Raw genomic sequence first — 12,532 nt, 5'->3', positions numbered from 1 at the left:
CTCTATTCGACATATATGGGATTTAATCGAACGTGGTGCATCGAATTGCCGGTGGGATAGGAACCCGTTCCGACCTCAACTTCCGCGGTGACGGCCCTTCGAAACCGTCGGTTGCTCTCGCTGTGAGGCGTGGCCGCGCCGAACGCGAACGGCCGCGATCACAACCCTGTTGGAATGGGGCACTCGAGAACGAACAGTGACGGGCTCCGAACAGCGCCGGCGCTCGCTCTGGGTGCTAGTCGCCGCGGCGACGCTGACGGTCATGGCCGGTGCGATTCTCGGCCCCATCGTCCCGCAGATCCAGCGGGAACTGGGCGTCTCCGGCTCGGCTGCGGGGCTCATCATCACCACCCACGGCGGCGTCATCGTCCTCGCGAGTCCGCTCGTCGGGTCGCTCGTCGATCGGGTCGGCCCGCGCACGCCGTTCGTCGGCGGGCTCGCCGTCTACGGGCTCGGCGGCGGTGCAGGGCTGTTCGTCGACTCGTTTTACCCGCTGCTGGCCTCTCGAGTGGTGCTCGGACTCGGGACCGCCGCGGTCTACACGTCGGTGACCGTGCTCATCTACGAGCTCTACGAGGGGCAGGCGATGGAGCGGGCACTGGGCCTTCGAAGCAGCGCGAACAGCGCGGGAGCCGCCGTCTGGCCGCTGGTCGGCGGCGCGGCCGGCACCATCGCGTGGAACCTCCCGTTCGGGATCTATTTGGTCGCGCTCCCGCTGGGAGTCTTCGCCGCGGTGACGATCCCCGAGACGCGGTCCGCGGACGGCGTCGCCACCGAGCAGGCCGCGAACGGCGACGATCACGGCGGAGTCGCGGGCATCCTCGACGTTTTCCGTCGACAGCCGGGCCTTCCCCTGGTGTATTTGCTCTACTTCGGCGCGAACGCGCTCCTGTACGCGATCGTCGTCTTCTACCCGCAGTTGTTGGCCGGTATCGGCGTGAACGGCTCGCTCGAGATCAGCCTCTATCTGGCCGCCAACGGGGCGGCGGGCGGTGTCTCGGCGGTCGCGTACGACCGACTCGTCAGTCGCGTCGACCGGCCGATGCTCGTACTCGCCGCGCTCGCCTGCTGGGTCGCCGGGTTCGGAATCGCGACCGCGGTCGGGACGGCCGTCGGGGCGGCGCTCCCCGTGGTCCTGTTCGGTCTCGGGCTGGGACTGGTCTTCCCGTCGACGTTCGCGTGGGTCGAGGCGTTCGCGCCGCCGGATCGCCAGGGGCAGTTCAGTTCGTATCTCGCCTCCGTCGGCTACACCGGCCAGTTCCTCTCGCCGGTGGCGTTCGGCTTGGCGGTCCCGCTCGCGGGCGTGCGTGGCGTGTTCCTCGTCGCCGGAGCCGTCGCCGGTATCGGTGCGCTCGGACTCGGAGGGATGACGCTTCGCGGACGTGTCTGACCGTTCGGTCCGGCCGGCGAACGCGACGACCAAGCGCCATGGGAATGGTAGCGTGTCACACGTTGGGAACGGGCGGAAGGATCATTACCGCCGATCCCGTTATCCGGTGCTGACGCGAGGGAGACGCCGTCGTTCGGTCGGGTCGGCCGGCGTCGTTCCTCATCGAGACCATGATACCGACGGATCGCGAGCGTGGATCGAAACGCGGGAGCGGCCGCCGAGAGTTCCTCCGAACGGTCGGCACGGCCGGCTACGCGCTAGGCGTGGCCCACGTGCTCGGCGTCGAGGACTTCCTGAGTGCGGACGGCGGGGAAGTCACGATCGCGACCGCCCTCGTCAGATCGGACCCGAGCGACCCGTGGGTGACCGAGACGCGGACGACGACTGTTCCCGCCGACTGGTACGCCGCGGTCACGAAGGCCTTCGAACTCAATCGCCGCCTCGCCCGGACGGGCGTGACCGGCTACCTCGGCAGCGCGGTCGTTCCCGGCGGCTACGACGATCCGGGCGCGTCGATCACGGTCGACGTTTCCGCGCGGGATTTAGACCAGACGCTCGAGTTTCTCGAGACGATCCTCGCCGAGATCGCGTTCGACGTGAACGCGATCGAGCGGGGCGAGGCGGCGACGGACGAACGGGACGGCGGACAGTTCAGACGGGTCGCTCACCTCGACGACGGTCGAGTTCCCGGCGGCGTCGCCTGCCGAGCGGGCTACAGCAGGGCGACGCTCACGCCGGCGCTCTACGATCCGAGCGCGAAACGAGCGCTGTTCGCGACGGCCAGCCATACCTTCGGCGGCTCCGACCCCGCACGCGGCGAACTCGCGCTACCGCTCGAGAACGGACAGTCCGTCCCGATCGGGCGCGTCTACGCAGACCACGCGATCGAGGACGTGGTCGCGGTCGCCCCGCACGGTCCGTTCCGTCCCGACGGCGTGATCGCCGGCCCGACGGACGTACGCGTCCACGGTCAGTTCACCCGACTGGGCCTGGCCGATCTCGTCGCTCGAGGGAAGTCCCTCGAGAAGGTCGGCGCGAAGACCGGACACACGACGGGCCGAATCGAGGGGATTGACGCCATCACGTCGCTCACCGGGGAGTCGCCCCGGTACGGACAGCTCCGATGGGGCGACGAACGCGACATGGCCGACGGCGACAGCGGCTCCGTGAGTTTCCGGGCGGATCCCGCGACCCCGGATCGGGGCGTGCTCGTCGCTGGCTTCAACAACGCCCGGACCTGGTGGCCGGGACAGAACTACATCTGGGGCACGGCGGCCTACCGGCTCACCGACCGGTACGGCTATCACTTCTGATCGATGATGGCACCAACGCGACCGACGACGAGGGCAACGGCGATCACGCGGACGACGGCTCGAGGTGACCGATGAGCGACGACCGACTAGCCGACGGTCAGCGTGACGGGTCGTTGTGGCAGCGGGCCCGGTCGCGAGCGGTCGCCACTACCGCCGGGCGATTGCTCGCGGATCTGGTGGTCGTCGCCTGCTGGGTGCTCTTGCTCACGCTGCTGTCGCTATCGGCGAACTGGTCGCGAGCGCAGTTCTACGCCCTCCTCTTTCTCGGGGTCGTCGCCTACGTCCTCGTGACGGCCCCGTGGGGGCGGTGAGCGGACGGCAACTGAGCGAGGGTCGGACTCGCCGACCGACGAGCCTGTTCTAGAAGAACAGCGCGGGCACGGTGTTTCGGAAGATGTTGAGCGAGATCAGAAACAGGAGCCCGACGACGAACCGGTTGAACAGGTCCTCGTCGACCTCGAGTCGGCGGAGAGACGTGCCAAGCAGCAGGCCGACGATCGTAACCACGGCGATCACCGAGCCGAGCCACAGCCGGTAGGTCGTCAACAGGTCGGTGAACAGCGCCATCTGGACGATGCGAATCGTGAACACCGTCCCGAGCACCATCGAGAGCCCGCCGATGTACCGCTCGGCGTCGCGCTCGAACGTGTGGAAGTAGACGGGGAGGAGCGGGCCGAGGTTCGCGACGGCGAGCAGGAAGCCCTCGAGGAAGCCGGCGGTGCCGAGCGCGACCGGGTGGTGGGCCTCCTCGACCGTGACGAAGCGCTGGACGAGCTGGAAGACGACGTAGCCGAAGATGATCAGCCCGATGAGGAAGGGGACGATGGGGCCGGTGCTGAACTCCGCGAGGAAGGCGACGCCGAGGACGGTCCCGACGGCGGCCAGCGCCACGAGGAGCCACTCGTCGCGGACGAAGGCGAGTCCGGTATCGGTCTCGCCGATCTGGAACATGTTGAGCATCCACGGCGGGATCGCCAGGACGACGACCGCGAATGTCGGGTCGATCACCGACGCGAAGATGGGCGTCGTGATCAGCGCGTAGCCGAACCCGATCATCCCCTTGACGACGCCGGCGACGATCGCGACGAGGACGAACGCTGCGAGCAGGCCGAGCGAGACGTCGGACTGGATACCCGCGCCCACGTTCTCGAGACCGGGGAAGAAGACGATCGATCCCGCGATCACGCTGAGCGTCGCAACGGCCATCATCACTTCGCGATATCTGAACGCGCGGAGGTTCGAGACGAATCGGTCGACGCGTATCGGAGACTCTGGTGAACTCATAGATTGACGAACGCTGGCGCGGTCGACGCGGACCCGCCGATAGCAAAGGCATGGCAGCGGCCCCCTATCCCGCTGTTCGATTCGGCGATATGTACTGACTGAGCCGTCGCAGTCGGTATCGCGCTTCGGTCGATAGCGCTCCCAGTAGCGCCGGTATCGTCGCTCTTTCCCGCCGACGGACTGTCGTAGATTGCGGCAATTGTTTCTTGATCGGGTCTACGGTCGAGCTGCGATCCGGCGGCGAGAACGGCTGTTAGGCCCGGACAAATCGATAGAACGCGACGACCGCTGATCCGGCGTCCACGCGAGCCACAGCGGGTGTCCGTTCCACGCGACGGCGGGTGTCTCGGTGGCCGGCGGATTCTGGAAGAGGGAGAGATCGATCACCGAGCCAAAGCGCACAGGTAGACGCTGAGTAGGGGATCTCACAGCCTGCTCGACCGGGAGTACGAGCGGAGCTAGACGCTGGTCCCTACTCACGAGCAAGTCGACCGATCGGCTCGCGAACCCGAGCGACCGGTTGTGGTGATCGAGCCGTCGGAACCCTCAGTAAGAAGATCGCATTACTCGAGCGTGACACGCCCGCTCGAGTCGACCGTCACGTCGTACCCGCGATAGTCGAACGTCGCCCGGCCGCGGCGGACCGTTCCGTCCGCGAGGGATGCGAAGAGCCGGTCCAACGCCGCCGGATCGACGGCGTCGGCGAGCGGCGGCTCGAGGTCGGCGGGATCGACGCCGTCCGCCGCGGCGACCGCACGGACCACGCGCATGCTCGGTCGTGTCTCGGACTGAAACTCAAAACCTCTCTCGTCGCCGGAGTTTTCGCTTTTCACGGGTTAGACCAGCAGTTGCACGTCCGATTCGGCCATGTGCTGGATGGCGGTCGCCGCGCCGACGCCGGTGGTGACGCCGTCGTAGAAGTCGTCCTCGTTGTAGTCCATCAGCTCGATGGTCATCTGGCAGGCCTGCAGGTCGACGCCGCTCTCGAGCGAGAGGTCGATCAGCTCCTCGATGGTGGCCGTCCCGTTGTCGTCGATACGCTTTTGCATCATCTTCGTCGCCATCGCGTCCATGCCGGGCAGTGCAGCCAGCGCGTTCGGGACCGGCATATTCGGGTTGCCGACGGCGCTCAGCTTGAGGTTCTGGGACTTCTCCTCGTGGAGGATATCGAGCCCCCAGAACGTGTGGAAGACGACGACATCCCAGCCGAAGGCGGCGGCCGTGCTCGCGAGGATCAGCGGCGGGTACGCCATGTCGAACGTCCCCTGCGTCGCGATAATCGTCATCTTCCCCTGATCGTCGGCGTCGTCGAGCTCGGAGACCGACTCCTCGAGCTCGTCGACGCGCTCGCGCAGCGCCTGCAGCTCCGCGGCGTCGAACTCGCCGTCGCCGTCGTCGACCGGTGTGGTGGAGTTGTCCGTACTCATCTTACGCCGTCTTCTTCACGTAGTGGGTGTACAGGTCGCCGTCCTCGACCTGGTCGAGCAGTTCCACGCCGTCGGTACCGTCCGCCCACCCCTGAATGTCGCTCATACTGCCCGAGTCCGTCGCGACGACCTCGAGCACGTCGCCGGCCTCGAGATCGTCGATGGCGCCCTTGGTCTTCACGATGGGCATCGGGCAGGACTGTCCTTTCACGTCGAGCGTCTCCGTGGTAGTGTATTCCGAACTCATGGTTTGTCTGTGCTCTGTTGTGGAGCTATCGTACAATATCGGTTGCGACCATAAAAGGATATCGGTTATTGTGCAGTATTCGAACTCCTCTCGTTGCCGCATCCATACTACGGGCGTATATGAGCACTAAGGTAGCCTCTGAAGGACAAGTTCGGTCAGACTCCCGACCGGCTATATTGTACACTAATCGAAATACTATGCAAACTCTTATGTGGGAGCGGCCGATACTGGACGGTGTACACGATGGACGACATGGACTTCCCAACGCCGGACGTTTCGGTCGAATCGATCGCCCCCGACGAGCTGAAACAGCGAATCGACGCGGGCGAGGACGTGACGATCCTCGACGCGCGCATGGCGTCGGAGTACGACGAGTGGCACGTCGACGGCGACACCGTCGAATCGATCAACGTCCCCTACTTCGAGTTCCTCGAGGAGGAGATCGACGAGGACGTGCTTGCACGAATTCCCGACGACCGTGAAATCACCGTCCTCTGTGCGAAAGGCGGCGCCAGCGAGTACGTCGCCGGCGCGCTCAAAGAGCGCGGCTACGACGCCGTCCACCTAGAGAACGGCATGAACGGCTGGGCGCGCATCTACGAGGCCGTCGAGGTCGAGCGCTACGACGGCGCGGGGACGCTGCGCCAGTATCAGCGCCCCTCCTCGGGCTGTCTCGGCTACCTCGTCTACGACGACGGCGAGGCCGCCGTGATCGACCCGCTGCGCGCGTTCACCGACCGCTATCTCGCCGACGCCGACGACCTGGGCGTCGACCTGAAATATGCGATCGACACCCACATCCACGCCGACCACATCTCGGGCGTCCGCGCGCTCGACGCGGTCGGCGTCGAGGGCGTCATCCCCGCGGCGGCGGTCGACCGCGGCGTTACTTACGCCAACGAGTTGACGACTGCCGCCGACGGCGACGAGTTCGAGGTCGGCGACGCCGTTATCGAGACAGTGTCCACGCCCGGGCACACCTCCGGGATGACCTCGTACCTGATCGACGGCTCGCTGCTGGCGACCGGCGACGGCCTGTTCGTCGAGAGCGTCGCCCGCCCCGACCTGGAGGAAGGCGACGATGGCGCGCCCGAGGCCGCCAGCACGCTCTACGAGTCGCTGCAAGAACGCGTCCTCTCGCTGCCCGACGACACACTCGTCGGCGGCGCACACTTCAGCGACGCGGCTCAGCCGGCCGAAGACGGAACCTATACGGCGCCGATCGGCCAACTCGAGGAGGAGATGGACGCACTGACGATGGACGAAGAGGCGTTCGTGGAGTTGATCCTCTCGGACATGCCGCCCCGGCCGGCCAACTACGAGGACATTATCGCGACGAACCTCGGCCAGCAGGAGGCCGACGACGACGAGGCGTTCGAACTCGAGCTCGGGCCGAACAACTGCGCGGCGAGCCAGGAATCGCTCGCGGGTGACTGACTCGACCGATGGTCGCTGATCCGGTAGCGCTCCAGGTGGCCGCCGAGTTGTTCCCCAACGGGATCAGTCGCTACGCCGTCGGCGGATTGCTCGTCGGCCTCGGCGCGGTCGTCATCTACGTCGGCACCGGCATCCCCGCCGGCGCCAGCACCTTCCTCGAGTCGACGCTCTCGTACGTCTCCGAGCAGTCGCGCTTCCAGCAGTACGTCGCCTCGCGGGACTGGCGCGTCGTGTTCACGCTCGGGATCATCCTGGGCGCGCTGGCGTTCGCGGCGACGATCCAATCGGGCGTAATCACGACCGCGCTCTACGAGCCCGGGACGACCGGCGAACTCTACGAGGTCGGGGGCGTGACGCTGTGGACGACCGACGTGCAGGCCTGGCGGCTGCTGGTCGGCGGCGTCTTCGTCGGCATCGGCACCCGTATCGGGAAGGGCTGTACGTCCGGCCACGGCGTCTGCGGCGTCGGCTCGGCCTCGAAAACGTCGCTCGTCGGCGTGCTGACGTTCCTGACCGTCGCGATCGTCACTGCGCAAACCGTCGCCGCCCTGGGGGTGTCGCCATGAGCGAGACGCCTCCGTCTCGAGGCGGCGACCGGGGAGGTGAGGACCCGTGAGCGAGGATCGTCATCCGCTGTTCATGCCGCTGATCCTCGTCGGCGGCCTGATCTTCGGCTTCGGCCTCGGATTCAGTCAGATGGCGCGCCCGGAAGTGGTGCTGCACTTCCTGCAGTTCGAGGATTTCGGGCTGCTGTTCGTCATGTTCGGCGCGGCGATCGTCTCCGGGATCGCCTTCGCCGTCATGCCCCGCGTCCGCGATAGCGCGCCGCTGACCGGCGATCGGTACGAACGCCGGCTCAAACCGTTCGATCGGAACGTCCTGATCGGCGGCGCGATCTTCGGCGTCGGCTGGGGCCTCTCCGGGATCTGCCCCGGCGCGGCCTACGCCAGCCTCGGCGTCGGTAACGTCGCCATCCTCTGGGCCATCGGCGGCATGTTCGCCGGCGCGTACCTTCAGGGCGCCTGGCGAAGCAGACGGGCGGCGGCCGATTCCGCCGCCTCGAGCGCCGACTGAGCCTATTTTCCGATGACGGCGCCGGTTTCCGGGACCGCGATACCGCCGTCCCCTCGTTCGTAGCGGGTCCGCGCGGTCGCTCGACTGCTCGGCGGTCAGACCGGAGTACGTCTTTAGGCCTCCGCACGAAAGACGCGGACGATGGCCGAGCAGCCACACGGACGGCGGCCGAAGCGCGTCCTCGAGGACCTCGAGTCGCGACCGAACGGGCTGTCGAACGGAGAGGTACGTCGACGACGCGAGGAGCACGGCGAGAACGAGATCGTGCAGGGTGGCGGGCGCTCGGCGGTCGACATCTTCGTCGCCCAGTTCGACAGCGTCCTGATCTGGGTGTTGGTGGTCGCGGCGCTGCTCTCGATCTGGGCGGGTCACACTATCGACGCGGTCCTGATCGCGGTCATCGTCGTCGCGAACGGGATCTTCGGTTTCGTGCAGGACTACCAGGCCGAGCGCAGCCTCGAATCGCTCCGGGAACTGGCCGCGCCGACGGCGACCGTCCGCCGGGCGGGAGAGTCGAGGACGGTCGACGCGACCGAACTCGTCCCCGGCGATGTCGTCGTCCTGCGCGGCGGCGACGTGATCCCCGCGGACGGCCGGCTGCTCGAGGCGACCGGCCTCGAAGTCGACGAAGCGGCGCTGACCGGCGAGAGCGTGCCGGTCTCGAAGGCCTCGGAGGCGGTCGACCCTGACGCACCGCTCGCGGAGCGCTCGAGCATGGTCTACAAGGGGACGAACGTCACGCGCGGCAAGGGCGTCGCGGTCGTCACCGGCACGGGCATGGAGACGGCCGTGGGCGCGATCGCTCGCGAACTCGCCGCGACCGAGGAGACCGAGACGCCGCTGCAGGGCGAACTCGACCGGCTGGGGCGAAGTCTCGGGATCGGGGTCCTCGCGCTCTCGGCGCTGGTCGCGCCGCTGTTGATCCTGCGCGGGACGGACGCGATCGGGGCCGCGCTCACGGCCGTCTCGCTCGCCGTCGCGGCGATCCCCGAGGGATTGCCCGCGGTGGTTACGCTCACGCTGGCGCTCGGCGTCCGCAGGATGTCCGCGGAGAACGCGCTCGTCCGCCGGCTGCCGGCCGTCGAGGCGCTCGGTGCCGTCGACGTCATCTGTACGGACAAGACCGGAACGCTCACGAAAGGGCAGATGACCGTCAGCCGGTGCTGGGTCCACGACGCCGTCCTCGAGTTCGACGAGGAGCAGGCAGCGAGAACGGAGGCGGCAAACGGCGGAGCGCTGGCCGACGCGGAATCGGTCGTCGGTGACACCACCGGCGCTGCGGACGGAGCCGCAGAGGCCGACGCGCCCTCGGACCACGAGGAACTGCTCTTACGAATCGGCGCGCTCTGTAACGACTCGACGCTCGAGGAGGGAGATCCGACCGAGCAGGCGTTGCTCGAGGCGGCCGACCGGCGAGGGCTCGACCGCGAGGCGCTCCGGGCCGAGAATCCGCGGACGGGCGAGGTTCCCTTCTCCTCCGAGCGCAAGTGGATGGGGACCGTCCACGGCGACGTCGGCTACGTCAAGGGCGCGCCGGAGGTCGTCGTCGACAACTGCGATCGGGTCCTGACCGCCGACGGGCCGGCCGCGCTGACCGACGAGCGTCGCGAGCGGATCGAGACGCGGGTCCGCGAGTTCGGCGACGACGCGTTGCGCGTGCTGGCGATGGCCTACCGCGAGGAGCCCGCCTCCCCCGACGACCTCGCGGACGGGCTGACGTTCGTCGGGCTGACCGGGATGATCGACCCGCCACGGACCGAAGTCGCCAACGCCATCGCGGCGACGAACCGCGCCGGCATCGACGTGAAGATGGTGACCGGCGACAACGTCCGGACGGCCGGCGCGATCGCCGAGACGCTGGGGATCGGCACCGAGGTGCTCGAGGGGCGGGCGATCGAGGGCATGGACGACGCGACGCTGCGCGAGCGCGTCGAGTCGGTCGACGTCTTCGCGCGCACGTCGCCCGAGCATAAGGTCCGCATCCTGCGAGCGTTACAGGACCGGGGCCACGACGTGGCGATGACCGGCGACGGCGTCAACGACGCGCCGGCGCTGAAAAACGCCGACGTGGGCGTCGCGATGGGGATTCGTGGGACCGACGTCGCCAGACAGGCCTCGGACGTGGTCCTGCTCGACGACAACTACGCGACGATCGAGCGCGCCGTCGAGCGCGGCCGGACGATCTTCGACAACGTCTGGAAGTTCGTCGCCTACCTCCTCAGCGCGAACGTCGCGGAGGTGGCGCTCGTTTTCATCGCGTCGCTGTTCGGCTACCTCATCCTGCCCGCCGTACAGCTGCTGTGGATCAACCTGCTGACCGACGGGCTGCCGGCGCTGGCCCTCGGCGCGGACCCGAACAGCGGCGACGTGATGGACCGGCCGCCGCGCGATCCCGAGCAGGGGATCATCGGCCGGCCGATGCTCGCACTCGTCGGCGGTGTCGGTGCAGTCACCACGACCGTCATGCTCGGGCTCACGTTGTTCACGCTCGCGGGCGCTGCCGCCGTCACGCCCTACGCGATGACGATGGTGTTCACCGGCTTCGTCTTCCTCGAGTTCGAGAAGCTCTACGTCATCCGCTGGCTGCGCGGGACGCCGACGCTGTCGAACCGGTGGCTCGCGGCCGCCGTCGCGGCGTCGGTCGCCCTCCAGCTCGCGGTGCTGTACACGCCGCTCAATCGGTACTTCGGGACGGTCCCCCTCGAGGCGGCCGACTGGGGGCTCATCGCGGCCGTCCTCGCCGTCTGTTTGCCCGCCTACATCGGGGTCGCTACCGTCGTGCAACGCACGTGGCAGTGACGGAACGGTTGGTCGTGCCGACTCGAGCCGAGCGGGCGGATATCCTCGTGTGCGTTCTCTCATCGGTGTGCTCGGCGATCGCACCGGCCGAACCGATCGGGCGAGTCACGGATTCGCATCGGCATTTATATGCGGCCTTCTGGTACCGGCCGTATGCGCCTCGTACAGGTGTTGGTTCCGGAGGGGAACCGCGCTCAGGTGTTGGAAGCGCTCGACGATCAGGGGATCGATTACGCCGTCTTCGACGAGACCGGGCGCGGCGAGTTCGAGGCGATGGTTCAGTTCCCGGTCCCACCGAACGGTGTCGAGCCGGTCCTCGACGACCTGCAGGCGGCGGGTATCAGCGAGAGCGCATACACCATCGTCCTTCCGACCGAAACCGTCGTTTCGCGCCGGATAACGGCGCTACAGGCGCTCTATCCCGGCACTCGAATCTCGCGGGACGAGCTCAAGGAGCAGGCGTCGACCCTCGCACCGGAACGCTCGACGTTCTTCGCGTTCATCGTTTTGAGCACGCTCATCGCCACGACCGGGCTGTTGCTCGACTCCGCGGCGACGATCATCGGTGCCATGGTCGTCGCACCGCTGATGGGGCCGGCGATCACCGCGAGCGCGGGCAGCGTTCTGGCGGACCGCAGCCTGGCGAGTCGCGGAGTCGTGCTCCAGATCACGGGCCTTCTGCTGGCTATCGCGGTCGCCGCCGCGCTCGGGGCGGCGCTCAAGGGGACGGTGCTCCTCCCGCCGGGAATCGACATCCGAACGATCCCGCAGGTGGCCGAACGGACGAGCCCTGGCTTCCTCTCGCTGTTTCTCGCATTCGGGTCGGGAATCGCCGGTGCGATCAGTATCTCGCGCGGTTCGGGATCGGCGCTCATCGGCGTCGCGATCGCGGTCGCGCTCATTCCGCCCGCGGCGACGGCGGGGCTGGGTATCGCTTGGGGATACACCGGCGTCGCGGTGACCGCCTCGGTGCTGGTGTTGGTCAACCTCCTGGCGATCAACCTCTCCGCACTGCTCCTCTTCTGGTTCAGCGGCTATCGGCCCGAGCAGACCGAACAACACGCCGCGGCTCGCTCGTCGGTGCGCCGACGCGGCGTGATCCTCGTCATCGCACTCGTCGCCCTCTCGGCCGTCCTCGGGGTCGTCACGCTGGGGACCTACTACACCACGACGGTCGAACATCAGGTCACCGCGGAAACGGAACAGTTCTTCGACGATCCGGCACTCTCCGCCTACGCCCTCGAGAGCGTCAGGGTACAGTACGACCTTCAGGACGCCCTTCTCGGCGACAAGCCGACCGTCTTCGTCATCGTCGGTCAGTCCGACGACGCGGCCGTTCCCCCGGACGTTTCGGAGCGCCTCGATCGACACCTAGAGGAGCGAATCGACGATGAGGTCGCCGTCCGGGTGGGCTTTATCACCGCTCAGGAGTCCGAACCGATCCCACCGACGACGGACACCGGGGTCGGGATCTAGCGCTGCGCGCTCTCGAGGACGGGCGCACCGGTGTGCTGTCGACCGAGAGCCGATCGGTAGCGCCATCGAGTTCCAGTCGTCTCGT

12 protein-coding genes are annotated in these 12,532 nt (G+C 67.6%); 8 read left to right on the top strand and 4 right to left on the bottom strand.

Going from position 1 to position 12,532, the window contains the following annotated elements; all coding sequences use genetic code 11:
* The first annotated feature begins 196 nt into the window (after window positions 1–196).
* The 3 genes from NKH51_RS06220 (at window position 197) to NKH51_RS06210 (ending at window position 3,014) form a co-directional block, all read left to right on the top strand.
* Window positions 197–1,390 (top strand): MFS transporter, encoded by a 1,194-nt coding sequence (locus tag NKH51_RS06220; protein WP_254764381.1) that lies wholly within the window; start codon window positions 197–199, stop codon window positions 1,388–1,390.
* A gap of 170 nt (window positions 1,391–1,560) precedes the next feature.
* Window positions 1,561–2,703: a hypothetical protein gene (locus NKH51_RS06215; RefSeq protein ID WP_254764380.1), complete on the top strand. Its 1,143-nt coding sequence runs from the start codon at window positions 1,561–1,563 to the stop codon at window positions 2,701–2,703.
* A 71-nt stretch (window positions 2,704–2,774) separates the two neighbouring features.
* Complete coding sequence (locus NKH51_RS06210) at window positions 2,775–3,014, top strand: DUF8119 family protein (protein WP_254764379.1); 240 nt, start codon at window positions 2,775–2,777, stop codon at window positions 3,012–3,014.
* 49 nt (window positions 3,015–3,063) lie between these two features.
* On the opposite strand, the gene NKH51_RS06205 is transcribed toward NKH51_RS06210, so the two are convergent.
* The 4 genes from NKH51_RS06205 to NKH51_RS06190 form a co-directional block, all read right to left on the bottom strand.
* Window positions 3,064–3,987 (bottom strand): sulfite exporter TauE/SafE family protein, encoded by a 924-nt coding sequence (locus NKH51_RS06205; RefSeq protein WP_254764378.1) that lies wholly within the window; start codon window positions 3,985–3,987, stop codon window positions 3,064–3,066.
* 563 nt (window positions 3,988–4,550) lie between these two features.
* Window positions 4,551–4,820, bottom strand: a complete 270-nt coding sequence (gene ddfA / locus NKH51_RS06200; RefSeq protein ID WP_256527520.1) for a DdfA family disk-determining factor — start codon at window positions 4,818–4,820, stop codon at window positions 4,551–4,553.
* Window positions 4,821–4,823: 3 nt separating this feature from the next.
* A complete protein-coding gene (locus NKH51_RS06195; protein ID WP_254764376.1) occupies window positions 4,824–5,414 on the bottom strand; it encodes a DsrE/DsrF/DrsH-like family protein in 591 nt (196 codons plus the stop codon).
* 1 nt (window position 5,415) lies between these two features.
* Window positions 5,416–5,661 carry a sulfurtransferase TusA family protein gene (locus tag NKH51_RS06190; protein WP_254764375.1) on the bottom strand — a complete coding sequence of 82 codons (246 nt, stop codon included), beginning with the start codon at window positions 5,659–5,661 and terminating at the stop codon, window positions 5,416–5,418.
* Window positions 5,662–5,904: 243 nt separating this feature from the next.
* Here NKH51_RS06190 and NKH51_RS06185 point away from each other — a divergent pair, with 243 nt between their 5' ends.
* The 5 genes from NKH51_RS06185 to NKH51_RS06165 all read left to right on the top strand — a co-directional run bounded on the left by NKH51_RS06185 (window position 5,905) and on the right by NKH51_RS06165 (window position 12,447).
* Window positions 5,905–7,098, top strand: a complete 1,194-nt coding sequence (locus NKH51_RS06185) for an MBL fold metallo-hydrolase (RefSeq protein WP_254764374.1) — start codon at window positions 5,905–5,907, stop codon at window positions 7,096–7,098.
* An 8-nt stretch (window positions 7,099–7,106) separates the two neighbouring features.
* Entirely contained in the window at window positions 7,107–7,664 is a 558-nt protein-coding gene (locus NKH51_RS06180) for a YeeE/YedE family protein (RefSeq protein WP_254764373.1), read from the top strand.
* A gap of 46 nt (window positions 7,665–7,710) precedes the next feature.
* A complete protein-coding gene (locus NKH51_RS06175) occupies window positions 7,711–8,172 on the top strand; it encodes a YeeE/YedE family protein (RefSeq protein ID WP_254764372.1) in 462 nt (153 codons plus the stop codon).
* A gap of 141 nt (window positions 8,173–8,313) precedes the next feature.
* Window positions 8,314–10,971 carry a cation-translocating P-type ATPase gene (locus tag NKH51_RS06170; protein WP_254764371.1) on the top strand — a complete coding sequence of 886 codons (2,658 nt, stop codon included), beginning with the start codon at window positions 8,314–8,316 and terminating at the stop codon, window positions 10,969–10,971.
* A 153-nt stretch (window positions 10,972–11,124) separates the two neighbouring features.
* Window positions 11,125–12,447, top strand: coding sequence for a TIGR00341 family protein (locus tag NKH51_RS06165; protein ID WP_254764370.1), 1,323 nt, complete (start codon window positions 11,125–11,127; stop codon window positions 12,445–12,447).
* Window positions 12,448–12,532: the final 85 nt, after the last annotated feature.

Origin of the sequence: Natrinema marinum, from assembly GCF_024296685.1 — an archaeon.
GTDB lineage: Archaea > Halobacteriota > Halobacteria > Halobacteriales > Natrialbaceae > Natrinema > Natrinema marinum.
Note: the sequence above shows the minus strand (reverse complement) of the source record. Positions and strands in the feature narration are given on the sequence as shown.

Coding starts and splice junctions, on each gene's coding strand:
- NKH51_RS06185 (WP_254764374.1), top strand. CDS start 5,905: ATGGACGACATGGACTTCCCAACGCCGGACGTTTCGGTCGAATCGATC.
- NKH51_RS06180 (WP_254764373.1), top strand. CDS start 7,107: ATGGTCGCTGATCCGGTAGCGCTCCAGGTGGCCGCCGAGTTGTTCCCC.
- NKH51_RS06190 (WP_254764375.1), bottom strand. CDS start 5,661: ATGAGTTCGGAATACACTACCACGGAGACGCTCGACGTGAAAGGACAG.
- NKH51_RS06205 (WP_254764378.1), bottom strand. CDS start 3,987: ATGAGTTCACCAGAGTCTCCGATACGCGTCGACCGATTCGTCTCGAAC.
- NKH51_RS06170 (WP_254764371.1), top strand. CDS start 8,314: ATGGCCGAGCAGCCACACGGACGGCGGCCGAAGCGCGTCCTCGAGGAC.
- NKH51_RS06165 (WP_254764370.1), top strand. CDS start 11,125: ATGCGCCTCGTACAGGTGTTGGTTCCGGAGGGGAACCGCGCTCAGGTG.
- NKH51_RS06210 (WP_254764379.1), top strand. CDS start 2,775: ATGAGCGACGACCGACTAGCCGACGGTCAGCGTGACGGGTCGTTGTGG.
- NKH51_RS06195 (WP_254764376.1), bottom strand. CDS start 5,414: ATGAGTACGGACAACTCCACCACACCGGTCGACGACGGCGACGGCGAG.
- NKH51_RS06215 (WP_254764380.1), top strand. CDS start 1,561: ATGATACCGACGGATCGCGAGCGTGGATCGAAACGCGGGAGCGGCCGC.